Here is a 23888-nt window from a genome sequence, read left to right as displayed (position 1 = left end):
TCCTAGCGCTTCTTGTTCGTCTTGCGGCGGCGGACGATGTACTTGCTGCTGGCCTTCTTCGGCGAGCGAGTACGACCCTCCTTCTGACCCCACGGGCTGACCGGGTGGCGACCACCGGAGGTCTTGCCCTCACCACCACCGTGCGGGTGGTCGACGGGGTTCATGGCCACACCGCGGACGGTCGGGCGGACGCCCTTCCAGCGCATACGGCCGGCCTTGCCCCAGTTGATGTTCGACTGCTCGGCGTTGCCGACCTCGCCGATGGTGGCGCGGCAGCGGGCGTCGACCAGGCGGACTTCACCGGACGGCATGCGGAGGGTGGCCATGGAGCCCTCCCTCGCCAGCAACTGGACGGAGGCACCGGCGCTGCGCGCCAGCTTCGCGCCGCCGCCGGGCCGGAGCTCGATGGCGTGGATGGTCGTACCCACCGGGATGTGACGCAGCGGGAGGTTGTTGCCGGGCTTGATGTCGGCGCCGGCGCCGTTCTCGATGCGGTCACCCTGGTTCAGCTTGGCCGGGGCCAGGATGTAGCGCTTCTCGCCGTCCGCGTAGTGCAGCAGCGCGATGCGCGCGGTGCGGTTGGGGTCGTACTCGATGTGCGCGACCTTGGCCGGCACGCCGTCCTTGTCGTGACGACGGAAGTCGATCACGCGGTAGGCGCGCTTGTGGCCACCACCCTGGTGGCGAACGGTCACACGACCGGTGTTGTTACGGCCGCCCTTGCTGTGCAGGGGGCGGACCAGCGACTTCTCCGGCGTGGACCGCGTGATCTCGACGAAGTCGGCGACGCTGGAGCCACGACGGCCCGGGGTCGTCGGCTTGTACTTGCGGATACCCATTTCTCAGTCCTCGGAAGATTCCGGACTTCTGAACGTTCCGGTCCCCGTTAGGAGACCGGGCCGCCGAAGATGTCGATGCGGTCGCCCTCAGCGAGGGTCACGATGGCGCGCTTGGTGTCCTTGCGCTTGCCGAAACCGGTCTTGGTGCGCTTGCGCTTGCCCTGACGGTTGATCGTGTTGACCCCGGTGACCTTGACCTGGAAGACCGCCTCGACGGCCTGCTTGATCTGGGTCTTGTTGGCACGCGGGTCGACGACGAACGTGTACTTGTTCTCGTCCAGCAGCGCGTAGCTCTTCTCGGAGACCACCGGCTTGACCAGGATGTCACGGTGGTCCGTGAAGGTCCGGCTGGTGATCGCGGTCTGCTCGGCCATCAGGCGTCGCTCCCTTCGGTCTCGGCGGCGCCGTTACCGATGAAGCGGTCGAAGGCGGCCTTGGTGAAGACCACGTCGTCGGAGACGAGCACGTCGTACGTGTTCAGCTGGCCGGCCTCCAGGATGTGCACCTGGGGCAGGTTGCGGGCGGACAGCCACGCGGCCTCTTCGGCGCGGTCGGCGACGAGCAGCACGTTCTTGCGGTCGCTGATCTTGCCCAGCAGCGTCTTGGCGGCCTTCGTCGACGGGGACTCGCCCTCGATGACGCCGGTCACGACGTGGATGCGGTTGTGACGCGCCCGGTCGGTGAGGGCACCGCGCAGGGCGGCGGCCTTCATCTTCTTCGGGGTCCGCTGCGAGTAGTCACGCGGCACGGGACCGTGCACGACGCCACCACCGGCGAACTGCGGGGCGCGGGTCGAACCCTGACGGGCGCGGCCGGTGCCCTTCTGGCGGTACGGCTTCTTGCCGCCACCGCGGACCTCGCCACGCGTCTTGACCTTGTGCGTGCCCTGACGGGCGGCGGCCAGCTGCGCCACGACGACCTGGTGGATCAGCGGGATGCTGACCTTCGCGTCGAAGATCTCGCCCGGGAGCTCAACGGTCCCGGCCTTGTCGCCCGCGGGCGACAGAATGTCAATGGTGCTCATATCCTCAGGCCCCCTTGGCCGCGGTGCGGACCAGGACGAGGCCGCCGTTCGGGCCGGGAACCGCGCCCTTGATGAGCAGCAGGCCCTTCTCCGCGTCAACGGCGTGGACGGTCAGGTTCTGGGTGGTGACCCGCTCGTTGCCCATGCGGCCCGCCATGCGCAGACCCTTGAACACACGGCCCGGGGTGGCGCAGCCACCGATGGAGCCGGGAGAGCGGTGCTTGCGCTGGGTGCCGTGTCCGGCGCCGAGGCCCTTGAAGTTGTGACGCTTCATGACACCGGCGAAGCCCTTGCCCTTGCTCTTGCCGGTGACGTCCACCTTCACGCCCGCCTCGAAGACCTCCGCGGTGATCTCCTGGCCGAGGGTGTACTCGGCCGCGTCGGAGGTACGGAGCTCCACCAGGTGGCGGCGGGGGGTCACGTCGGCCTTGGCGAAGTGGCCCTTGAGGGGCTTGTTCACCTTGCGCGGGTCGATCTCGCCGAAGGCGATCTGGACCGACTCGTAACCGTCGACGTCGTTCGTACGGACCTGGGTCACGACGTTCGGGCCGGCCTTGACCACGGTCACCGGGACGACACGGTTGTTCTCGTCCCAGACCTGGGTCATGCCGAGCTTCTCGCCCAGGATGCCCTTGATCTGCTTAGCCATCTGTTCCGCGCCTCTCAGAGCTTGATCTCGATGTCGACGCCGGCCGGAAGGTCCAGGCGCATCAACGAGTCAACGGTCTTGGGCGTCGGGTCGAGGATGTCGATCAGGCGCTTGTGCGTGCGCATCTCGAAGTGCTCGCGCGAGTCCTTGTACTTGTGCGGCGACTTGATGACGCAGTACACGTTCTTCTCAGTGGGCAGCGGCACCGGGCCCGCGACCTGCGCACCAGTACGCGTCACCGTCTCGACGATCTTCTTCGCCGAGGAGTCGATGACCTCGTGGTCGTAGGCCTTGAGCCGGATGCGGATCTTCTGTCCCGCCATGGCTACTTCGTAGTCCTGTCTGCTAGTCAGCGCTCTGGAACTCGGTGGTTCGACCGTCTTCTCCGACCCACGCGGTCGGGCGTGTCGCTTCCCTTCCCTTAAATCACCGCATGGCGGAGACCCTCAGGGAGGGGATACGTGGGAGAAGACACCCACCGAGTACCTGGTGAGCACCCCGCTGACGCTTCCCGGAAGATTCCCGTACGTCCGCCACCCCGCCTGGGGCGGAGAGTGACGACGAGTACTGTGGGACTCGCTTCCGGTCCTCCCGACGGGAGGCGCGCAGCATCGGCACTCGACCGAGCAACCCGGCTAGTCTGCCATACCGGACGCCTCGGACGCCAATCGGGGCGCAGTACCTTACCCCCCGCCGCCGCTCCCCCAAACCCGGGTCACAGTCCGGATGTGTACACCAGCAGCCGCGGGGTGCCGGCCGGGGCGTCGACGGGCACGCCGGGGGTGGCGTTGGCCAGCAGCCAGGAGGCGAGGAAGGACGTGGAGACGTCCCCGTACGTGTCCTTGTAGAGCGCCGCCACCCCCGTGACGTGCGGTGCGGCCATCGAGGTGCCGCTCATGCGGACCAGGCCGCCGCCCATGGCCGCGGAGGTGATCCCCGTCCCCGGGGCACTGATGTCCACACAGCCACCCCAGTTGCTGAAGGACGCCCTGCGGTCCGACTCGTCGATCGCGGCGACGGTGAACGCGCCGGGCGCCGCGGCCGGGGAGACCTGGCAGGCGTCCCCGTCGGAGTTGCCGGCGGCGACGACCGGGAAGACCCCCGCGGCCGCCAGGCCCTCCACCGCACGGTCGGCCGTCTCGCTGCGGGCGCCACCGGTCGACAGGTTGGCGACCGCGGGCTTCACCGCGTGGGCGGCCACCCAGTTCATCCCGGCGACCACCGTGGCCACCGAGCCACGGCCGTCGCAGCCCAGCACCCGTACCGAGACCAGCTTCGTCGCCCGGGCGACGCCGGTGGTGGCACCGCCGACCGTCCCGGCGACGTGCGTGCCGTGGCCGTTGCAGTCGGTGCCGTCCCGGCCGTCCCCCACCGCGTCGAAGCCGGGCACCGCCCGTCCCCCGAACTCGGCGTGCCCGAAGTCGATGCCGGTGTCGATGATGTACGAGGTGACCTCGGCTCCGGTCGCCCGCACGCTGAAGGCGCCGCCGTCGTGGGCCCGGTTGCCGATCCGCGCCAGGCCCCAGGACGCCTCGGCGGCGGCCGAGGCCACCTGCGTCGCCGGCTTCGGTGCCGCGACCTCGGCGTCCTGCTCCACGGCCTCCACCCCGGGCACCGCGCGCAGCAGGGAGACCTGGCCGTCGGTCAGCCGGGCGGCGAAGCCCACCAGCGCGCTGGTGAACGTGAACATCGGCTGCGCCTCGACGCTGCGCAGCACCGAGCCCGGGTCCGTACCCGGCCGCAGCATCACCAGGTACTGCCCGGTGATGCCGCCCTGCGCGGCCATCCGCAGCGGGGCCCCGGGCGGCTCCGGCGTCGCGGCGGCCCCGCCGAGGGCGGGCAGGACGGCCGTCAGGACGGCGGCGACGACCACTGCCCGGCGCTGGGACAGGCGCATGGCGGGGCTCCTCGTGGGACTCGTACGGGTGTGCACCGAACGTCACAAGTCGTAACACCGAGTGGTCACCCGCTGCTCGCGCAGCGTGCCAATCGGGCGATCGGGTGAGCGGGCGCCCTGATGACGTACACGCGTCGCCCGAGTGGCGCACGCCGCGGCGGTGCCCGGCAACCTCCCGGGCGGAACGGCCCTCTAGCGTGGCGTGAAGATCGCCCCCACCCGCCGCCGCTTCCTCGCCGCGTTCGGCTCCGGCTCCGCGGCCCTCGCCCTGGGCGGCTGCTCCCGGTCCGGGGGCCCGGCCACCGGTCCGGCGCCCGCCCCCCTGGCGTTCCGCGCCCCGGCGGGCGGGGCGCGGCTGTTCCAGGTGCTGGCGCACCCCGACGACGAGCTGTACTTCATGAACCCCGACACCGTGCAGGCCGTCGAGGCGGGCGTCCCCGTGGTGTCGGTGTACGTCACCGCGGGCGAGGCGCACGGGGTCAACCACCCACCGGGACAGCCGCGTCCGGCCCCCGACAAGGCCGCCTACTCCGCCGCCCGTCACCAGGGCCTGCGGCAGGCGTACGCGGCGATGCTGGGCGCCGACATCTTCACGCCCTGGCGGCGCGGCACCACGCGGCTGGCCCATGGCATGACCGCCGAGGTCGACACGCTGCGCGTGGGCGACCGGGAGGCGGTGCTGGTCTTCCTCAACCTCGCCATGCACGGCACGACCGACAGGGTCGGGCTGCCGCAACTGTGGCAGCTGCCCGGCATGACCCTGCCGACCTTCACCTCGGCGGGCTCACCGAACGCCGCCAGGGACACCTACACCCACGAGGTCCTGGTGGACGTGCTCGCCGGACTGCTGCGGCACCACCGGCCGACCCTCGTCCACACCCTCGACCCCGACCCGGACATGGAGGCCAACGCGGCCACCCGGCGACGGGACGTCGAGCAACTCGGCTACAGCGACCACTGGGACCACACCGCGACCGCGCTGTTCGCCTGGAAGGCGATCGCCCGCTACGCCGAGGGCGTCGCCCGCAGCGAAGGCATCGCGCCCGCCTTCCTGACCACGGCCTACCGCGGCTACTACAACCACCACTGGCCCTACAACCTCCCGCCCGCGCTGCTGCGCCGGAAGGCCGGCTACCTCGCCCCGTACGGAGGCGCCCCCGACTGGCCCTGCGGCGACCCCTCCGGCTGCGGCGACTACCAGGTCGGCATGGGCAGACCGCTCGCCAACCGCAAGGGCTGGGTGCGCAGCACCCACTACCGCCACCCCGGCGCCCGCCTCGTACCGGGGACCGACGCGCAGGGGCGGCTGGTCGCCCACGGCGTGCTCGGCACACGCGCGGTGCGCTGGCGGGAGACCGCCCCCGGCAGCGGGCGCTGGGGGCCGCCGCGGGACCTGGGCGGCGGACCGCTCGCCCCTGCGCTGAGCGTCGTCACCGACCCGGCCGGCGGCGGACCCCTGCTGTTCGCGCTGCGGTTCGCCGCCCTGGACAGCGACCGGGCGGCCAACACCCGTGACGTCGTGGTGCTCGCGGAGGGCCGTGACTGGGAGGGGCTGGGCTCGCCCGAGGACGACCCGGACCGGGGGCGCAGGATCGGCGTACCCGTCGCGGTGGCCGCGCCGGACCGGCGGGTGCACCTGTTCGTGCGCAACGCGGCCAAGGGCCTGAGCACCCGCGTACGGGAGCCTGACGGCACGTGGACCGGCTGGCAGGACCTGGGCGGCGGCCCGGTGCAGGACGGGCTGAGCGCGGTCGTGGACCGCGACGGGAGGGTGCACGTGTTCGCCGCCGGGCGGACCGCCGTGCACCACTGGTCCCAGGACGCGCCGGGCGGGCCGCTCCTCTGCCGTGCGCTGACCGCGCTGCCGGGCCCCGCCGATCCCCCGGCGGCCGCGGCGGAGCCCGACGGCTCCCTGTCCCTGGTCTACCGCCTGCCCGCGAGCGACGGACTCCTCGTCCACCGGCTCGGCGTGGTCCGGGCGGCGCTCGGGCCCGGCCGGCCGCGGCTCTTCGACGGTTACGGCCCCCTCGCCCAGGCCCACGGGCTGCTTGCCGGACGCGCCGCCGACGGCGCGGTCCACGTCGCCGGCCTCGCGCACCCGGTCGGCGCGCTGCGCCGGGGCGCCCCCGGGTACGGCTTCCCGGCCCTGCACACCCGCCCCGGGGCCCGGCCCGCCGTCGTGGGGTTCGGGACGGACGCCACGCCCTGGATCTGGCGGCCGGAGCTGCGCACCCCGGTCTAGCCCGCCGGCCCCCGGGTCCCGGGCCCCGGGTCCCGGGCCCCCGAACCCGGAAACGCCGAGGGCCCCGGCCCACCGCGTGAACGGTGGGCCGGGGCCCTCGTACAGCTCGCCTACGGCAAGCGGCAGATCGCCGGGATCCTTACTTCAGGATCTTGGTGACCTGGCCGGCGCCGACGGTCCGGCCACCCTCGCGGATGGCGAACTTCAGGCCCTCCTCCATGGCGATCGGCTGGATCAGCGCGACCGTCATGGCGGTGTTGTCGCCCGGCATGACCATCTCGGTGCCCTCGGGGAGGGTCACGACGCCGGTCACGTCCGTGGTACGGAAGTAGAACTGCGGGCGGTAGTTGTTGAAGAACGGGGTGTGACGACCACCCTCGTCCTTCGACAGGATGTAGGCCTGGGCCTCGAAGTCGGTGTGCGGCGTGACCGTACCCGGCTTGATGATGACCTGGCCGCGCTCGACGTCCTCGCGCTTGATGCCGCGGAGCAGCAGACCGACGTTCTCACCGGCCTGGCCCTCGTCGAGCAGCTTGCGGAACATCTCGATGCCGGTGACCGTGGTGGTGGTCTTCTCGGTCTTGATGCCGATGATGTCGACGGTCTCGTTGACCTTGAGGATGCCGCGCTCGATACGACCGGTGACGACGGTGCCACGACCGGTGATCGTGAAGACGTCCTCGATCGGCATCAGGAACGGCTTGTCGACGTCGCGCTCGGGGGTGGGGACGGCCTCGTCCACGGCCTTCATCAGGCCGAGGAGCTTCTCGCCCCACTCCTTGTCGCCCTCCAGCGCCTTCAGCGCGGAGACGCGGACGACCGGCAGGTCGTCGCCCGGGAACTCGTACTCGGAGAGCAGCTCACGGACCTCGAGCTCGACGAGCTCCAGGATCTCCTCGTCGTCCACCATGTCGGCCTTGTTCAGGGCGACGACGATGTACGGAACGCCGACCTGGCGGGCCAGGAGCACGTGCTCCTTGGTCTGCGGCATCGGACCGTCGGTGGCGGCGACCACGAGGATGGCGCCGTCCATCTGCGCGGCACCGGTGATCATGTTCTTGATGTAGTCCGCGTGACCCGGGCAGTCGACGTGCGCGTAGTGACGCGCGTCCGTCTGGTACTCGACGTGCGCGATGGAGATGGTGATACCGCGCTGCCGCTCCTCCGGCGCCTTGTCGATCTGGTCGAACGGCGTGAAGGGGTTCAGGTCCGGGTACGCGTCGTGCAGCACCTTGGTGATCGCAGCGGTAAGAGTGGTCTTACCGTGGTCGATGTGACCGATGGTGCCGATGTTGACGTGCGGCTTAGTCCGCTCGAACTTCGCCTTCGCCACTGGGGTCCTCCTGTGGAGTTGCTGTACGCCTTACTTCATCGGCGCCAGGGTGATCTTTGCTGGGTTACGGGCGGCCGGGGCATCCGACGCTCCCCTTGCGGTTCGCGGCGGAATGCCCCCAAGCCTCCCGGTCAAGCCTAGTGCGGGAACAACTGCTGGGTTACTCGCCCTTGGCCTTCGCGATGATCTCCTCGGCGACGTTCTTGGGAACCTCGGCGTAGGAGTCGAACTGCATCGAGTAGCTCGCGCGACCCGACGTCTTGCTGCGGAGGTCGCCGACGTAGCCGAACATCTCCGACAGCGGTACCAGGCCCTTGACGACCCGGGCACCACTGCGCTCCTCCATGGCCTGGATCTGGCCACGGCGGGAGTTGAGGTCGCCGATGACGTCGCCCATGGACTCCTCGGGCGTGGTGACCTCGACGGCCATCATCGGCTCGAGGAGGACGGGGCTCGCCTTGCGGGCGCCCTCCTTGAAGGCCTGCGAACCGGCGATCTTGAACGCCAGCTCGGAGGAGTCGACCTCGTGGTAGCCACCGTCGAGAAGGGTGACGCGGACGCCGACCATCTCGTAGCCGGCCAGGATGCCGAACTTCATGGCCTCCTGGGCACCGGAGTCCACCGACGGGATGTACTCGCGGGGGATGCGGCCACCGGTGACCTTGTTGACGAACTCGTAGGAGGCGTCTCCGCCCTCCAGCGGCTCCAGCGAGATCTGCACCTTCGCGAACTGGCCGGTACCGCCGGTCTGCTTCTTGTGCGTGTAGTCGATCCGCTCGACCGCCTTGCGGATGGTCTCGCGGTAGGCGACCTGGGGCTTGCCCACGTTCGCCTCGACCTTGAACTCGCGCTTCATGCGGTCGACCAGCACCTCGAGGTGCAGTTCGCCCATGCCGCCGATGATCGTCTGGCCGGTCTCCTCGTCCGAGTGGACCTGGAAGGAGGGGTCCTCCTCCGAGAGACGCTGGATGGCGACACCCAGCTTCTCCTGGTCGCCCTTGGACTTGGGCTCGATCGCGACCTGGATGACCGGAGCCGGGAAGTCCATGGACTCCAGGATCACCGGGTTCTTGTCGTCGGACAGCGTCTCACCGGTGGTGGTCTGCTTCAGGCCCATGACGGCGACGATGTCGCCGGCGCCCACCGAGTCGATCTCCTCACGCTTGTTCGCGTGCATGCGGTAGATCTTGCCGATGCGCTCCTTCTTGCCCTTGACGGAGTTCAGCACGGAACTGCCGGACTCCAGGCGGCCCGAGTACACCCGGACGAAGGTGAGCTTGCCGAGGTGCGGGTCGCTCATGATCTTGAACGCGAGACCGGAGAAGGGCTCGTCGTCCGAGGGCTTGCGCTTGATGATCTGCTCGGCGTCGCCGACGGCGTGGCCCTCGATGGCCTCGACGTCCAGCGGCGACGGCAGGTAACGCACGACCGCGTCGAGCAGGGGCTGGACGCCCTTGTTCTTGAACGCGGTTCCACAGAACACCGGGGTGACGGTGACGGAGCCCGCGCCGCCCTTGGAGGCGAGGGTGATGCGGCGGATGGCCGCCATCAGCTGCTCCTGGCTGGGCTCGGTGCCCTCCAGGTACAGCTCCATCATCTCTTCGTCGTTCTCGGCGACGGCCTCGAGCAGCTTGCCGCGCCACTCGTCGGCGGCCTCGGTGTGGGTGTCCGGGATGTCGACGACGTCGTACATCTCGCCCTTGGTGGCCTCGGCGGACCACACGAGGGCCTTCATCTGGACGAGGTCGACCACGCCCTTGAAGTCGGCCTCGGCACCGATCGGCAGCTGCATGACCAGCGGAACCGCACCGAGGCGGTCCACGATCATGTCGACGCAGCGGTGGAACTCGGCGCCGGTGCGGTCGAGCTTGTTGACGAAGCAGATACGCGGCACACCGTAGCGGTCCGCCTGACGCCAGACGGTCTCGGACTGCGGCTCGACACCGGCGACACCGTCGAACACCGTCACGGCACCGTCGAGCACGCGCAGCGAGCGCTCCACCTCGACGGTGAAGTCGACGTGACCCGGGGTGTCGATGATGTTGATGGTGTGGTCGACGTTCTCCAGCGGCCAGTGGCAGGTCGTCGCGGCCGACGTGATCGTGATGCCGCGCTCCTGCTCCTGCTCCATCCAGTCCATGGTGGCAGCGCCGTCGTGGACTTCGCCGATCTTGTACGAGACACCGGTGTAGAACAGGATCCGCTCGGTGGTCGTCGTCTTGCCCGCGTCGATGTGGGCCATGATCCCGATGTTGCGGACCCTGGCCAGGTCAAGTGAAGTGGTAGCCATAAGGCTTCAGTCTTCTCTCGGTTCTCTCGATGGGGGCGCGGACTACCAGCGGTAGTGCGCGAAGGCCTTGTTGGACTCGGCCATCTTGTGGGTGTCCTCGCGACGCTTCACCGCGGCGCCCAGACCGTTGCTGGCGTCCATCAGCTCGTTCATCAGACGCTCGGTCATGGTCTTCTCGCGGCGGGCGCGGGAGTAACCCACCAGCCAGCGCAGCGCCAGGGTGTTGGCGCGGCCGGGGCGGACCTCGATCGGCACCTGGTAGGTCGCGCCACCGACACGGCGGGACTTGACCTCGAGGGAGGGCTTGACGTTCTCCAGGGCGCGCTTGAGCGTGATGACCGGGTCCTGCCCGGTCTTCTCGCGCAGGCCCTCGAGGGCGCCGTACACGATGCGCTCGGCGGTGGAGCGCTTGCCGTGCAGCAGGATCTTGTTGACGAGCGACGTCACCAGAGGAGAACCGTAGACCGGGTCGATGATGACCGGGCGCTTCGGGGCGGGGCCCTTACGAGGCATTCTTACTTCTCCTTCTTGGCGCCGTAGCGGCTGCGGGCCTGCTTGCGGTTCTTGACACCCTGGGTGTCGAGCGAGCCGCGGATGATCTTGTAGCGAACACCCGGCAGGTCCTTCACACGGCCACCACGCACGAGCACGATGGAGTGCTCCTGCAGGTTGTGACCCTCACCCGGGATGTAAGCGGTGACCTCGATGCCGCTGGTCAGTCGCACACGCGCGACCTTGCGCAGGGCAGAGTTCGGCTTCTTCGGGGTGGTCGTGTAGACGCGCGTGCAGACGCCGCGGCGCTGAGGGGAACCCTTCAGTGCGGGCGTCTTGTTCTTCTCGACCTTGTCCTGCCGGCCCTTTCGGACCAGCTGCTGGATCGTAGGCACCGTTTCTCCGGTTTCTGTGTGCCGACTCGATACTTCTAACCTGGGGCTTCAGCGGCTCACGCCGACCCACGCGGTCGGGTGTGTCGCGCACCTCATACGATTTCCGTCGAAGCGAAACTGCGTATTTGTCGGTGTATCGGCCTCGGTGTCCCGTACGGACAAGTGCACGCACGAGAACCCGGGCACACCCCAGGCACAAGGTCAGAGCGTACCCAGCGCCCAGCCTTCGGTCAAAACATATGGTCTCGGCCGATGCCGCACCCTCCCGCCGGGCCCCCGCGGGGGGCTCGCGAGAACGCACTCAGCCGTGACTGACCGCCACTACCACCATAACGACGATCGCCGTGATCGCGACCGTGAACGCGGTCAGAAGGTATCCCATCACCAGTCCGCACACCGCGAGCGCGTCGCCCCGCTCGCCCGTGCGCCGGATCTCCCGGCGCGCCATGTGCCCCAGCACCACGGCCGGTATCCCGGGGATCACCAGTCCGAACATGCCCACCGCACCGCAGACCAGTGAGGCGACCGCCTTGGCGTTGACCGGCGGCGGGGGCGCGGGGAGCCGGCGTGGACGCGGGATGTCCGCGGTGAGCCCGTACAGCTCCTGGTACGTCACCGCCTGGTAGGCCAGCCCGACCCGGTCCTCGAACTCCGGCTGGGTCAACCGCCCTTCGGTGAACGCAACCTTGAGCACGTCCACCGTACGCTCGCGATCATCGTTCGCAGCCCGCATCGCTCCATTATGCCCGGAAAACCACGTTCCCAGGGCGCCCCGTCACACGGTCGGCCGGTCCGTGCCGCCCCTCCCCCCGCCCGTACCGCCCCGGAAGGCCCCACAGGGCCCTCCAAGGCGGCACAAAGCCGCTGGGCGGCCACCCCCAGGGGATGGCCGCCCAGCGGCTTCGAGCGGACGACTCAGCCGTTGTACGGGCCGTAGTCGTAGTCCTCCAGCGGGACGGCCTGGCCGGAGCCGGTGCCGAACGGGCTGTAGTCGATGTCGTCGTAGCCGACGGCCGAGTACATCGCGGCCTTGGCCTCCTCGGTCGGCTCGACCCGGATGTTGCGGTAGCGGGACAGACCCGTACCGGCCGGGATGAGCTTACCGATGATGACGTTCTCCTTGAGGCCCAGCAGCGAGTCGGACTTGGCGTGGATCGCCGCGTCGGTGAGGACTCGGGTCGTCTCCTGGAAGGAGGCGGCCGACAGCCAGGACTCGGTGGCCAGCGAGGCCTTGGTGATACCCATCAGCTGCGGACGGCCGGAGGCCGGGTGGCCACCCTCCGCCACGACCCGACGGTTCTCGGTCTCGAAGCGGCCGCGCTCGACCAGCTCGCCCGGCAGCAGCTCCGCGTCGCCGGACTCGATGATCGTCACCCGGCGGAGCATCTGCCGGATGATGATCTCGATGTGCTTGTCGTGGATCGACACACCCTGCGAGTTGTAGACCTTCTGGACTTCCCCGACCAGGTGGACCTGGACGGCCCGCTGACCCAGGATGCGCAGCACGTCGTGCGGGTTGGTGGCACCCACGGTCAGCTTCTCGCCGACCTCGACGTGGTCGCCCTCGCCCACCAGCAGCCGGGCACGCTTGGAGATCGGGTAGGCGATCTCCTCGGCACCGTCGTCCGGGGTGATGACGATCTTCTTGGTCTTCTCGGTCTCCTCGATCCGGATGCGGCCCGCCGCCTCCGAGATCGGGGCGACACCCTTGGGGGTACGCGCCTCGAAGAGCTCGACGACACGCGGCAGACCCTGCGTGATGTCGTCACCGGCCACACCACCGGTGTGGAAGGTACGCATCGTCAGCTGGGTGCCGGGCTCGCCGATGGACTGGGCGGCGATGATGCCGACCGCCTCACCGATGTCCACCAGCTTGCCGGTCGCGAGCGAACGGCCGTAGCACATCGCGCAGGTGCCCACCGCGGACTCGCAGGTCAGGACCGAGCGGGTCTTGACCTCCTCGACGCCGTTGTGGATGAGCTGCTCGATGAGCACGTCGCCCAGGTCGGTGCCGGCGGTGGCCAGCACCTTGCCGTCCACCACGACGTCCTCGGCGAGGCAGCGCGCGTACACGCTGGTCTCGACGTCGTCCGTCTTGCGCAGCGAACCGTCCTCGGAGCGCTCGGCGATCGCCAGCTTGAGGCCGCGCTCGGTGCCGCAGTCCTCCTCGCGGATGATGACGTCCTGGGAGACGTCGACCAGACGACGGGTCAGGTAACCGGAGTCGGCGGTACGCAGAGCGGTGTCCGCGAGACCCTTACGGGCACCGTGGGTGGAGATGAAGTACTCCAGCACGGTGAGACCCTCGCGGAACGACGCCTTGATCGGCCGCGGGATGGTCTCGTTCTTCGCGTTGGACACCAGGCCACGCATACCCGCGATCTGACGCATCTGCATCATGTTTCCGCGGGCACCCGAGTCGACCATCATGAAGATCGGGTTGGTCTTCGGGAAGTTCGCGTTCATCGCCTCGGCGACCTCGTTGGTCGCCTTGGTCCAGATCGCGATGAGCTCCTGCGTGCGCTCGTCCTTGGTGATCAGACCGCGCTCGTACTGCTTCTGGACCTTCTCGTCCTGAGCCTCGTAGCCCGCGATGATGGCCTTCTTGGCCTCGGGCACGACGACGTCGGAGATGGCCACGGTGACACCGGAACGGGTCGCCCAGTGGAAACCGGACGCCTTCAGGTTGTCGAGCGTCGCCGCCACGATGACCTTCGGGTAGCGCTCGGCGAGGTCGTTGACGATCTCGGAGAGCTGCTTCTTGCCCACCGGGTAGTCCACGAACGGGTAGTCCTCGGGCAGCAGCTCGTTGAAGAGCGCACGGCCCAGGGTCGTGTTCAGCCGGAAGGAGTCGCCCAGCTGCCAGGGCTCCTCGCCCTCGACGTCCGCCGGCGGGGTCCAGCCACGCGGCGGGACGGTGCCGATCGGGAACCGGATGTCGATCCGCGACTGGAGCGAGAGCTCGCGCGCGTCGAAGGCCATGATCGCCTCGGCGGTCGAGCCGAACGCCCGGCCCTCACCCCGGAGCTCGCGCTCCTCCGCGTCCGTGGTGAGGAAGAACAGACCCAGGACCATGTCCTGCGTCGGCATCGTCACCGGACGGCCGTCGGCGGGCTTGAGGATGTTGTTCGAGGACAGCATCAGGATGCGGGCCTCGGCCTGCGCCTCCGCGGACAGCGGCAGGTGCACGGCCATCTGGTCGCCGTCGAAGTCCGCGTTGAACGCGGTGCAGACGAGCGGGTGGATCTGGATGGCCTTGCCCTCGACCAGCTGCGGCTCGAAGGCCTGGATGCCGAGGCGGTGCAGGGTCGGCGCACGGTTCAGCAGCACCGGGTGCTCGGCGATGACCTCTTCGAGCACGTCGTACACGACCGTGCGGCCGCGCTCGACCATGCGCTTGGCCGACTTGATGTTCTGCGCGTGGTTCAGGTCCACCAGGCGCTTCATCACGAACGGCTTGAAGAGCTCCAGCGCCATGGCCTTGGGCAGACCGCACTGGTGCAGCTTGAGCTGCGGGCCGACGACGATGACCGAACGGGCCGAGTAGTCGACGCGCTTGCCGAGCAGGTTCTGACGGAACCGGCCCTGCTTGCCCTTGAGCATGTCGGACAGCGACTTCAGCGGACGGTTGCCGGGGCCCGTGACCGGGCGACCACGACGGCCGTTGTCGAAGAGCGCGTCGACGGCCTCCTGGAGCATGCGCTTCTCGTTGTTCACGATGATCTCGGGGGCACCGAGGTCGAGGAGGCGCTTGAGGCGGTTGTTGCGGTTGATGACGCGGCGGTACAGGTCGTTCAGGTCGGAGGTCGCGAAGCGGCCACCGTCCAGCTGCACCATCGGACGCAGGTCCGGCGGGATCACCGGGACGCAGTCCAGCACCATGCCCTGGGGCTTGTTGGTGGTCTGCAGGAAGGCGGAGACGACCTTGAGGCGCTTGAGCGCACGGGTCTTCTTCTGGCCCTTGCCGGTACGGATGATCTCGCGGAGCTTGGCGGCCTCCTCGTCCAGGTCGAAGGACTCCAGGCGCTTCTGCAGCGCCGCGGCACCCATCGAACCCTGGAAGTAGGTGCCGAAGCGCTCCCGCAGCTCGCGGTAGAGCAGCTCGTCACCCTCCAGGTCCTGGACCTTGAGGTTCTTGAAGCGGGACCACACCTCGTCGAGCCGGTCCAGCTCGCGCTGGGCACGGTCGCGCAGCTGCTTCATCTCCCGCTCGGCGCCCTCGCGCACCTTGCGGCGCACGTCGGACTTGGCGCCCTCGGCCTCCAGCTCGCCGAGGTCGGCCTCGAGCTTCTTCTGCCGGGACTCGATGTCGGAGTCACGGCGCTGCTCGATCTGCTGACGCTCGACGGAGACCTGGGCCTCCAGCGAGGGCAGGTCGCGGGTACGACGCTCGTCGTCCACCCACGTGATCATGTAGGCGGCGAAGTAGATGACCTTCTCGAGGTCCTTCGGGGCGAGGTCGAGCAGGTAGCCCAGCCGCGACGGAACGCCCTTGAAGTACCAGATGTGGGTCACGGGGGCGGCCAGCTCGATGTGGCCCATCCGCTCACGACGCACCTTGGCGCGAGTGACCTCGACGCCGCAGCGCTCACAGATGATGCCCTTGAAGCGGACACGCTTGTACTTGCCGCAGTAGCACTCCCAGTCCCGGGTGGGGCCGAAGATCTTCTCGCAGAAGAGTCCGTCCTTCTCGGGCTTCAGGGTGCGGTAGTTGATGGTCTCAGGCTTCTTGACCTCGCCATGGGACCACTGTCGGATGTCGTCCGCGGTCGCAAGGCCGATCCGCAGCTCGTCGAAGAAGTTGACGTCGAGCACTTTGTCGTCAATCCCTCTTTCGGGGTCGAAAGTCAAACATGTCTGAACGGTCCGGGGGAGGCGGGGAGCTGCTCACGGCAGCTCCCCGGCCGGCCCGTCAGACCTCTTCGACGCTGCTCGGCTCGCGCCGGGACAGGTCGATACCGAGCTCCTCCGCCGCGCGGAAGACGTCCTCGTCCGTGTCGCGCATCTCGATGGACATGCCGTCCGAGGACAGCACCTCCACGTTGAGGCAGAGCGACTGCATTTCCTTGATGAGCACCTTGAAGGACTCGGGAATGCCCGGCTCGGGGATGTTCTCGCCCTTGACGATCGCCTCGTAGACCTTCACGCGGCCCAGGACGTCGTCGGACTTGATGGTGAGGAGTTCCTGCAGCGCGTAGGCCGCGCCGTACGCCTCAAGGGCCCACACCTCCATCTCACCGAAGCGCTGACCACCGAACTGCGCCTTACCACCCAGCGGCTGCTGGGTGATCATCGAGTACGGACCGGTGGAACGGGCGTGCAGCTTGTCGTCCACCAGGTGGTGCAGCTTGAGGATGTACATGTAGCCGACCGAGATCGGGTCCGGGAACGGCTCGCCGGAGCGACCGTCGTAGAGCCGGGCCTTGCCGGAGGGCAGCACCAGGCGCTGGCCGTCGCGGTTCGGGATCGTGGCCTCGAAGAGACCTGCGATCTCGTCCTCGCGGGCACCGTCGAACACCGGGGTGGCGACGTTGGTGCCGGCCTCCACCTGGTCGGCGCCGATCGCCGTGAGGCGCTGCGCCCACTCGTCGCCGATGCCGGAGACGTCCCAGCCCTGGGCGGCGAGCCAGCCGAGGTGGATCTCCAGGACCTGTCCCGGGTTCATCCGGGACGGGACACCCAGAGGGTTGAGGATGATGTCGACCGCGGTGCCGTCCTCCAGGAACGGCATGTCCTCGATCGGCAGGATCTTGGAGATGACGCCCTTGTTGCCGTGGCGGCCGGCGAGCTTGTCACCGTCGGTGATCTTGCGCTTCTGTGCCACGTAGACGCGGACCAGCTGGTTCACGCCGGGCGGCAGCTCGTCGCCCTCCTCGCGGTCGAAGACGCGCACGCCGATGACCTTGCCGGTCTCGCCGTGCGGCACCTTCAGCGAGGTGTCACGGACCTCACGGGCCTTCTCGCCGAAGATCGCGCGCAGCAGGCGCTCCTCCGGGGTCAGCTCGGTCTCGCCCTTCGGGGTGACCTTGCCGACCAGGATGTCGCCGGCGACGACCTCGGCACCGATGCGGATGATGCCGCGCTCGTCGAGGTCGGCCAGGACCTCCTCGGAGACGTTCGGGATGTCCCGGGTGATCTCCTCGGGGCCGAGCTTGGTGTCACGGGCGTCGACCTCGTGCTCCTCGATGTGGATCGAGGAGAGGACGTCGTCCTGCACCAGACGCTGGCTGAGGATGATCGCGTCCTCGTAGTTGTGGCCCTCCCACGGCATGAACGCCACCAGGAGGTTCTTGCCCAGCGCCATCTCACCGCGCTCGGTGGACGGGCCGTCGGCGAGCACCTGGCCGGCGATCACGCGGGCGCCCTCGTCCACGACGACCTTCTGGTTGAAGGACGTGCCCTGGTTCGAGCGGGAGAACTTGGCGACCCGGTAGGTGTTGTAGGTGCCGTCGTCGTTGGCGACGGTGACGTAGTCCGCGGAGACCTCCTGGACCACACCGTCCTTGTCGGCCTTGATGACGTCACCGGCGTCGACCGCACAGCGGTACTCCATGCCGGTGCCGACCAGCGGGGCCTGCGCCTTGAGCAGCGGCACGGCCTGGCGCATCATGTTCGATCCCATGAGCGCGCGGTTGGCGTCATCGTGCTCGAGGAACGGGATCATGGCGGTCGCGACCGACACCATCTGGCGCGGCGAGACGTCCATGTAGTCCACGTCCTCACCGGGGACGTAGTCGATCTCGCCACCACGGCGGCGCACCAGGACGCGCGACTCCGCGAAGCGGTTGTCGTCGGTCAGCGGGGCGTTCGCCTGGGCGATGACGAAGCGGTCCTCCTCGTCGGCCGTGAGGAAGTTGACCTCGTCGGTGACGACACCGTTCTCGTCGACCTTGCGGTACGGGGTCTCCACGAAACCGAACGCGTTGACCCGGCCGTAGGAGGCCAGCGAGCCGATCAGACCGATGTTCGGGCCTTCGGGGGTCTCGATCGGGCACATGCGTCCGTAGTGGGACGGGTGCACGTCACGGACCTCGAAGCCGGCCCGCTCACGGGACAGACCACCGGGGCCCAGCGCGGACAGACGGCGCTTGTGGGTCAGGCCCGACAGCGGGTTCGTCTGGTCCATGAACTGGGACAGCTGGCTGGTGCCGAAGAACTCCTTGATGGAGGCGACGACCGGCCGGATGTTGATCAGGGTCTGCGGCGTGATCGCCTCGACGTCCTGGGTGGTCATCCGCTCGCGGACGACGCGCTCCATACGGGCCAGACCCGTGCGGACCTGGTTCTGGATGAGCTCGCCGACGTTGCGCAGACGACGGTTGCCGAAGTGGTCGATGTCGTCGACCTCGACGACCACGGAGGAACCGTTGTCGCCGGTGGTCTCGGTCTCGCCCGCGTGCAGCTTGACCAGGTACTTGATCGCCGAGATGACGTCCTCGACGGTCAGCACGCCGGCGTCGAGCGGCGCGTCGGCACCCAGCTTCTTGTTGATCTTGTAGCGGCCGACCTTGGCCAGGTCGTAGCGCTTGGGGTTGAAGTAGAGGTTCTCCAGCAGCGTCTGCGCGGCCTCACGGGTCGGCGGCTCGCCCGGACGCAGCTTGCGGTAGATGTCCAGCAGCGCGTCGTCCTGGCCCTGGGTGTGGTCCTTCTCCAGGGTGGCGCGCATGGACTCGTACTCGCCGAACTCCTCGAGGATCTGCTCGGTGGTCCAGCCGAGCGCCTTCAGGAGGACGGTCACGGACTGCTTGCGCTTGCGGTCGATGCGGACACCGACCATGTCGCGCTTGTCGATCTCCATCTCCAGCCAGGCACCACGGGAGGGGATGACCTTGGCGGAGTAGATGTCCTTGTCGGACGTCTTGTCGATCTGGCTGTCGAAGTAGACACCCGGCGAGCGCACCAGCTGGGACACCACGACACGCTCGGTGCCGTTGATGACGAAGGTGCCCTTGTTGGTCATGAGCGGGAAGTCGCCCATGAAGACCGTCTGGGACTTGATCTCGCCGGTCTCGTTGTTGGTGAACTCGGCCGTGACGAAGAGCGGGGCAGCGTACGTGAAGTCGCGCTCCTTGCACTCGTCGATCGAGTTCTTCGGAGGCTCGAAACGGTGGTCGCGGAAGGTCAGCGACATCGACCCGGAGAAGTCCTCGATCGGCGAGATCTCCTCGAAGATCTCCTCCAGACCGGACTTGGTGGGGACGTCCTGGCCACTGTCCAGGGCCGCCTCGACGCGAGCCTTCCAGGCGGCGTTGCCGAGGAGCCAGTCAAAGCTCTCGGTCTGCAGCGCGAGGAGGTTCGGGACCTCGAGGGGCTCCTTGATCTTCGCGAAAGAGATGCGCAGCGGGGCGGTGCTTGCGCCGTTGTTCGAATTGGCAGTCGAGGCGTTGCGCGAGGCGGCCAAGAGGGGGTCCTTCCGAGGGCTCGGACTCACTACGCGCGTACCGGCTTCCGCCCCCGGGCGCAGACAAGGAGGCCCTGGTCAGGACGGTTCCTCATGTGTGCTCAGGCTTGGGCTTGCCCCTGGTGACGGGCCAGGCGGCAGCTAACAGGCAGCGCAAAGGGTCAGTGTAGCCACTTGGCACACTGATGTCCAGTGCAGAGTTTCGGAGACCGGTACTGCACCAATCTCGTCCTCCGGAGGGGTCGGTAGGAGCCCCTTGTTGTGAGCCGTCATGCCCTCTTTCACGCTTGCCACGCTAGGCATTCCCGCATCGCCTTCGTTCCATGCCTCGGTCCATGGCCGATGTGACGACGCGTCCTGAGAATCGCGCGCTGCGTGCGGTTCGTCAAGGCCTCCGCCCCGCGGAGATCGTCACAGCTCGAGGAAGCCGACGGTCCCGGAACAGTGATGATCACCCTACCCGGGTCGGTCGCCGGACCGGGTGACGCACCACGCAAACGACCGAGGGCGGCCACCCGAAAGGGTGGCCGCCCCGCGGCTGATCAGCCCCCCGGAAGGGGCAGGGATCACTTGACCTCGACGGACGCGCCCGCGGCCTTGAGGGACTCGGCGGCCTTCTCGGCGGCCTCCTTGTTGACCTTCTCGAGGACCGGCTTCGGGGTGCCGTCGACGAGGTCCTTGGCCTCCTTCAGACCCAGGGAGGTCAGCTCGCGCACGACCTTGATGACCTGGATCTTCTTCTCGCCGGCGCCGGTGAGGATGACGTCGAACTCGTCCTTCTCCTCGACGGCCTCGGCGGGGGCACCGGGGACACCGGCGGCCACGGCGGCGACCGGGGCGGCGGCGGTGACGTCGAACTTGTCCTCGAAGGCCTTCACGAACTCGGAGAGCTCGATGAGGGTCATCTCCTCGAACTGCGCGAGCAGGTCGTCCTGGCTGAGCTTCGCCATGATGGCGGTCCTTCCACTAATTCGGCAGGTGCCGGATGTACATGTCGGCGGGCGTACGGGCCCGCTAGAGCACGGGAGTGACTACTCCGCGTCCTCGGCGGGAGCCGGCGTACCGGCACCGCCCTGCTCGACCTTCTCGCGCAGCGCTTCCACGGTGCGGACGAGCTTCGAAGGCAGGGCCTGGAAGACAGCAGCGGCCTGGCCCTGCTTTGCCTTCATGGCACCCGCCAGCTTGGCGAGCAGCACCTCGCGGGACTCGAGGTCCGCGAGCTTCTTGATCTCATCGGCGGACAGCGGCTTGCCGTCAAGCACACCGCCCTTGATGATGAGGTTCGGGTTCTCCTTGGCGAAGTCACGGAGACCCTTCGCCGACTCCACCGGGTCACCGGTGACGAAGGCGACCGCCGTCGGACCCGCGAACAGGTCGTCCAGAGCGGTGATCCCGGCCTCGTTGGCCGCGATCTTGGTCAGCGTGTTCTTCACCACGGCGTACTGGGCGTTCTCACCGAGCGAACGGCGCAGCGTCTTGAGCTGCGCCACGGTGAGACCGCGGTACTCGGTCAGCACGGCGGCGTTGGAGCTGCGGAACTTGTCCGTCAGCTCGGCAACCGAACCGGCCTTGTCGGGCCTCGCCATAGAGCCTCGGCCTCCTTCCGGGTGATTCGGACCGCACGGGAAGGGGCCGGGCAAAACAAACGCCCCGGCGCAGGCGCACGGGGCGTGACTCGACCGGAATCGCGAGGAGCGTTCCCGGGAGTGCATCCACTGTCACCTGCGCGGGCCGTCCGCATCAGCGGATCCTTCGGCTGCCGCACCCTCACGGGCACGCCAGCAACCAGCGGTCTTTGGCTTCCCGTGAAGGGTACGCGAATGGATCCGTGCCAGGCAAATCCGGTGTCGGGGCAGGTCAGCCTGTGAGGCCGGAGCCTCCGGTCAGGCCGGAGGCCTTCATGTCCCCGAGCATCCCGAAGAGGTCGACGGTGTCCTTCGCCGGCGGCGCCTGGACGCCCACCGCGGTGCCGTAGTCGGAGTAGGAGGCGTTCATGCGGAGCGTGCCCTCGGGCGTCCTCACGCCCACGACCATCTTCACCGGGTAGTGGTCCTGGTTGACCCAGATCTCGGTGTCGTAGCCCTTGATGCCCGCCTTCTCGGCGTTGGCGACCAGGGCCTTGCGCTCCTTCTCGGACAGGACGCCGGTGGCCTTGTTGGCGTCCACCATCTCCGCGAAGGTCAGCGTGCCCTTGTAGTGGTCCGCCTGGACGCCGCCGACCTTCTCCGCGCCGACGTGCTTCAGGCTGGGCGACTGGAGCAGCAGGGCGAGCTGCTCGGCCGGGTCCTGGTTCATGTTGTCCAGGCCGCCGGTCATCTGCTTCTGCAGCTCTTCGCTGCCGCTCACCTCGGCCGCGGCCTTCAGGTCCAGCTTCATCCAGCGCTTGCCGTCCATCTCGGCGGCCTGCTTCGCCCCCATGTCCATGTACATGGCCTGGTCCAGCATGATCATGCGGATCCGGGAGGGGGCGTCCGGGTCGGCGGCGGTGAAGGCCGAGCCCTCCATGGTGACGTCCATGACCGCCGGGTCCCACCCCTGCACTCCGGCGATCCGCATCGTGCCGCCGCCCTGCGCGCCGGCCGGCAGGGTGAGCGTCATGCGCACCTTGGCGGACTTCGCCTCCGAGGTCTTCTCGAAGGCGGCCTGGATGGCCTTGGCGATCTCGCCCTGCCCCTGGACCGCCCCGTGGGGCGCTTCGGCCTTCTTGCGCTTCTTGCCGCCCCCGTCGCCGTCGTCGCAGCCCGCGAGCCCGACCACGACGGCCACGGCCGCCAGACCGACGCCCAGACGCTTCGCTGCCGACAAGCTCATGAAATCCCCACCCCATACCGTCCGTCGTCCCCGGGTCCCCGTGGAACCGCTTGCCACGGTAACGCACGGCGCCGACACGGTCGTACGGAAAAACCGGCCCCGCACCTCCGGAGAGGCGCGGGGCCGGTTCACAACTGCACGGGCCCAGGGGCCCGACCCGGTCAGACGGAGGCCGGGTCCTCCTCGACGAGGAGGTTACGGGTGCGGTTCGGGTCGACCGGGATGCCGGGGCCCACCGAGGTGCTGATGGCGGCCTTCTTGATGTAGCGACCCTTGGCGGCGGACGGCTTCAGACGGAGGATCTCGTCCAGGGCCGCGCCGTAGTTCTCGACCAGCTGCTGCTCACCGAACGAGGTCTTGCCGATGATGAAGTGCAGGTTCGAGTGCTTGTCGACGCGGAACTCGATCTTGCCGCCCTTGATCTCGGTGACGGCCTTGGCCACGTCGGGGGTGACGGTGCCGGTCTTCGGGTTCGGCATCAGACCACGGGGGCCGAGGACGCGGCCGAGGCGGCCGACCTTGCCCATGAGGTCCGGGGTGGCGACGACGGCGTCGAAGTCCAGGCGGCCCTTGGCGACCTCGTCGATGAGCTCGTCGGCGCCGACGATGTCGGCGCCCGCGGCACGCGCGGCCTCGGCACGGTCACCGGTCGCGAAGACCAGGACCCGGGCGGTCTTACCGGTGCCGTGCGGAAGGTTCACGGTGCCACGGACCATCTGGTCGGCCTTGCGCGGGTCGACGCCCAGACGGAAGGCCACCTCGACGGTGCCGTCGTACTTGCTGGTGGAGGTGTCCTTGGCGAGACGGACGGCCTCGAGGGGCGCGTACAGACGCTCCCGGTCGATCTTGGCGTCCGCAGCGCGGAGAGACTTGCTGCGCTTGCTCACTACTGCTCCTGTGTGTCCTGAGGAGTCGTGGTGCGGGCCGAGCAGGCCCTGCCACGGAACTGCTGGTGGTGTGGTCAGCCCTCGACCGTGATGCCCATGGAACGCGCGGTGCCGGCGATGATCTTCTCGGCGGCGTCCAGGTCGTTCGCGTTGAGGTCGGGCAGCTTGGTCGTGGCGATCTCGCGGACCTGGTCACGCGTAAGCTTCGCGACCTTGGTCTTGTGCGGCTCGCCGGAGCCCTTCTCCACACCCGCGGCCTTGAGGATCATGCGGGAAGCCGGCGGGGTCTTGGTGATGAAGGTGAAGGAACGGTCCTCGTAGACCGTGATCTCCACCGGGATCACCCAGCCACGCTGCGACTCGGTGGCCGCGTTGTAGGCCTTGCAGAACTCCATGATGTTGACGCCGTGCTGACCCAGCGCCGGGCCCACCGGCGGGGCCGGGTTGGCCGCGCCGGCGTTGATCTGGAGCTTGATAAGCCCCGTGACCTTCTTCTTCTTGGGAGGCATGTGCTCTCTCCGGGTCCTAGTGAGAGTTTTCCTGCCTGCGAGCAGGCATACCGCACCACGATAGCGGGTATCGTGCCGAGCCCTGAAACCGAGCAGGTCAGAGACGACCCGGCGGCACC

The 23888-nt window shown here is 68.5% G+C and carries 19 protein-coding genes; 1 reads left to right on the top strand and 18 read right to left on the bottom strand.

The features are described from left to right. Nucleotides 1-2 precede the first annotated feature (2 nt). From rplB to AC1VWI_RS25995, 6 genes are all read right to left on the bottom strand, one after another. Complete coding sequence (gene rplB, locus AC1VWI_RS26020) at nt 3-839, bottom strand: 50S ribosomal protein L2 (RefSeq protein WP_499513425.1); 837 nt, start codon at nt 837-839, stop codon at nt 3-5. 47 nt (nt 840-886) lie between these two features. Continuing rightward, nucleotides 887-1213: a 50S ribosomal protein L23 gene (gene rplW, locus AC1VWI_RS26015; protein WP_499513424.1), complete on the bottom strand. Its 327-nt coding sequence runs from the start codon at nt 1211-1213 to the stop codon at nt 887-889. Further along, nucleotides 1213-1863, bottom strand: a complete 651-nt coding sequence (rplD, locus tag AC1VWI_RS26010) for a 50S ribosomal protein L4 (protein ID WP_499513423.1) — start codon at nt 1861-1863, stop codon at nt 1213-1215. The genes rplW and rplD overlap by 1 nt, the downstream gene beginning before the upstream one ends. 4 nt (nt 1864-1867) lie before the next feature. Beyond that, complete coding sequence (gene rplC, locus AC1VWI_RS26005; RefSeq protein WP_431944486.1) at nt 1868-2512, bottom strand: 50S ribosomal protein L3; 645 nt, start codon at nt 2510-2512, stop codon at nt 1868-1870. Nucleotides 2513-2526: 14 nt separating this feature from the next. Further along, nucleotides 2527-2835, bottom strand: a complete 309-nt coding sequence (gene rpsJ / locus AC1VWI_RS26000) for a 30S ribosomal protein S10 (RefSeq protein WP_014144312.1) — start codon at nt 2833-2835, stop codon at nt 2527-2529. Nucleotides 2836-3227: 392 nt separating this feature from the next. Further along, nucleotides 3228-4409 carry a S8 family peptidase gene (locus AC1VWI_RS25995; RefSeq protein WP_499513422.1) on the bottom strand — a complete coding sequence of 394 codons (1182 nt, stop codon included), beginning with the start codon at nt 4407-4409 and terminating at the stop codon, nt 3228-3230. A gap of 202 nt (nt 4410-4611) precedes the next feature. Between AC1VWI_RS25995 and AC1VWI_RS25990 the strand changes: the two genes are divergently transcribed. After that, nucleotides 4612-6651 carry a PIG-L family deacetylase gene (locus tag AC1VWI_RS25990; protein WP_499513421.1) on the top strand — a complete coding sequence of 680 codons (2040 nt, stop codon included), beginning with the start codon at nt 4612-4614 and terminating at the stop codon, nt 6649-6651. A gap of 139 nt (nt 6652-6790) precedes the next feature. On the opposite strand, the gene tuf is transcribed toward AC1VWI_RS25990, so the two are convergent. The 12 genes from tuf to rplK all read right to left on the bottom strand — a co-directional run bounded on the left by tuf (nt 6791) and on the right by rplK (nt 23769). Continuing rightward, a complete protein-coding gene (gene tuf / locus AC1VWI_RS25985) occupies nt 6791-7984 on the bottom strand; it encodes an elongation factor Tu (RefSeq protein ID WP_089226439.1) in 1194 nt (397 codons plus the stop codon). Between the two features lie 160 nt (nt 7985-8144). Next, nucleotides 8145-10274, bottom strand: coding sequence for an elongation factor G (gene fusA, locus AC1VWI_RS25980; RefSeq protein ID WP_499513420.1), 2130 nt, complete (start codon nt 10272-10274; stop codon nt 8145-8147). A gap of 42 nt (nt 10275-10316) precedes the next feature. Beyond that, nucleotides 10317-10787: a 30S ribosomal protein S7 gene (rpsG, locus tag AC1VWI_RS25975; protein ID WP_018558864.1), complete on the bottom strand. Its 471-nt coding sequence runs from the start codon at nt 10785-10787 to the stop codon at nt 10317-10319. Between the two features lie 2 nt (nt 10788-10789). Next, a complete protein-coding gene (rpsL, locus tag AC1VWI_RS25970) occupies nt 10790-11161 on the bottom strand; it encodes a 30S ribosomal protein S12 (RefSeq protein ID WP_014144289.1) in 372 nt (123 codons plus the stop codon). A 301-nt stretch (nt 11162-11462) separates the two neighbouring features. Continuing rightward, nucleotides 11463-11894, bottom strand: a complete 432-nt coding sequence (locus AC1VWI_RS25965; RefSeq protein WP_499513419.1) for a DUF1707 and DUF4190 domain-containing protein — start codon at nt 11892-11894, stop codon at nt 11463-11465. Between the two features lie 182 nt (nt 11895-12076). Further along, nucleotides 12077-15976: a DNA-directed RNA polymerase subunit beta' gene (locus AC1VWI_RS25960; protein ID WP_499513418.1), complete on the bottom strand. Its 3900-nt coding sequence runs from the start codon at nt 15974-15976 to the stop codon at nt 12077-12079. 97 nt (nt 15977-16073) lie between these two features. Beyond that, the gene (rpoB, locus tag AC1VWI_RS25955; protein WP_499513417.1) at nt 16074-19562 is read right to left on the bottom strand and encodes a DNA-directed RNA polymerase subunit beta; all 3489 of its coding nucleotides are present in this window, start codon (nt 19560-19562) and stop codon (nt 16074-16076) included. 566 nt (nt 19563-20128) lie between these two features. Next, on the bottom strand, nt 20129-20512 hold the full coding sequence (gene rplL / locus AC1VWI_RS25950; RefSeq protein WP_499513416.1) for a 50S ribosomal protein L7/L12: 384 nt from the start codon (nt 20510-20512) through the stop codon (nt 20129-20131). Nucleotides 20513-20593: 81 nt separating this feature from the next. Continuing rightward, the gene (gene rplJ, locus AC1VWI_RS25945) at nt 20594-21148 is read right to left on the bottom strand and encodes a 50S ribosomal protein L10 (protein WP_319135235.1); all 555 of its coding nucleotides are present in this window, start codon (nt 21146-21148) and stop codon (nt 20594-20596) included. Between the two features lie 271 nt (nt 21149-21419). Then, complete coding sequence (locus AC1VWI_RS25940; RefSeq protein WP_499513415.1) at nt 21420-22373, bottom strand: SCO4651 family lipoprotein; 954 nt, start codon at nt 22371-22373, stop codon at nt 21420-21422. A 161-nt stretch (nt 22374-22534) separates the two neighbouring features. Further along, nucleotides 22535-23260, bottom strand: a complete 726-nt coding sequence (rplA, locus tag AC1VWI_RS25935) for a 50S ribosomal protein L1 (protein WP_499513414.1) — start codon at nt 23258-23260, stop codon at nt 22535-22537. 74 nt (nt 23261-23334) lie between these two features. Next, nucleotides 23335-23769, bottom strand: a complete 435-nt coding sequence (gene rplK, locus AC1VWI_RS25930; RefSeq protein ID WP_319135229.1) for a 50S ribosomal protein L11 — start codon at nt 23767-23769, stop codon at nt 23335-23337. Nucleotides 23770-23888 lie beyond the last annotated feature (119 nt).

The sequence above is a fragment of the Streptomyces sp. TOM-9 genome (assembly GCF_056858595.1).
Note: the sequence above shows the minus strand (reverse complement) of the source record. Positions and strands in the feature narration are given on the sequence as shown.

Bases quoted from the DNA above. Each gene is read 5' to 3' on its own strand.
- rplB (WP_499513425.1), bottom strand. From the start codon at position 839: ATGGGTATCCGCAAGTACAAGCCGACGACCCCGGGCCGTCGTGGCTCC.
- rplW (WP_499513424.1), bottom strand. From the start codon at position 1,213: ATGGCCGAGCAGACCGCGATCACCAGCCGGACCTTCACGGACCACCGT.
- rplD (WP_499513423.1), bottom strand. From the start codon at position 1,863: ATGAGCACCATTGACATTCTGTCGCCCGCGGGCGACAAGGCCGGGACC.
- rplC (WP_431944486.1), bottom strand. From the start codon at position 2,512: ATGGCTAAGCAGATCAAGGGCATCCTGGGCGAGAAGCTCGGCATGACC.
- rpsJ (WP_014144312.1), bottom strand. From the start codon at position 2,835: ATGGCGGGACAGAAGATCCGCATCCGGCTCAAGGCCTACGACCACGAG.
- AC1VWI_RS25995 (WP_499513422.1), bottom strand. From the start codon at position 4,409: ATGCGCCTGTCCCAGCGCCGGGCAGTGGTCGTCGCCGCCGTCCTGACG.
- fusA (WP_499513420.1), bottom strand. From the start codon at position 10,274: ATGGCTACCACTTCACTTGACCTGGCCAGGGTCCGCAACATCGGGATC.
- rpsG (WP_018558864.1), bottom strand. From the start codon at position 10,787: ATGCCTCGTAAGGGCCCCGCCCCGAAGCGCCCGGTCATCATCGACCCG.
- AC1VWI_RS25965 (WP_499513419.1), bottom strand. From the start codon at position 11,894: ATGCGGGCTGCGAACGATGATCGCGAGCGTACGGTGGACGTGCTCAAG.
- rplL (WP_499513416.1), bottom strand. From the start codon at position 20,512: ATGGCGAAGCTCAGCCAGGACGACCTGCTCGCGCAGTTCGAGGAGATG.
- rplJ (WP_319135235.1), bottom strand. From the start codon at position 21,148: ATGGCGAGGCCCGACAAGGCCGGTTCGGTTGCCGAGCTGACGGACAAG.
- AC1VWI_RS25940 (WP_499513415.1), bottom strand. From the start codon at position 22,373: ATGAGCTTGTCGGCAGCGAAGCGTCTGGGCGTCGGTCTGGCGGCCGTG.
- rplK (WP_319135229.1), bottom strand. From the start codon at position 23,769: ATGCCTCCCAAGAAGAAGAAGGTCACGGGGCTTATCAAGCTCCAGATC.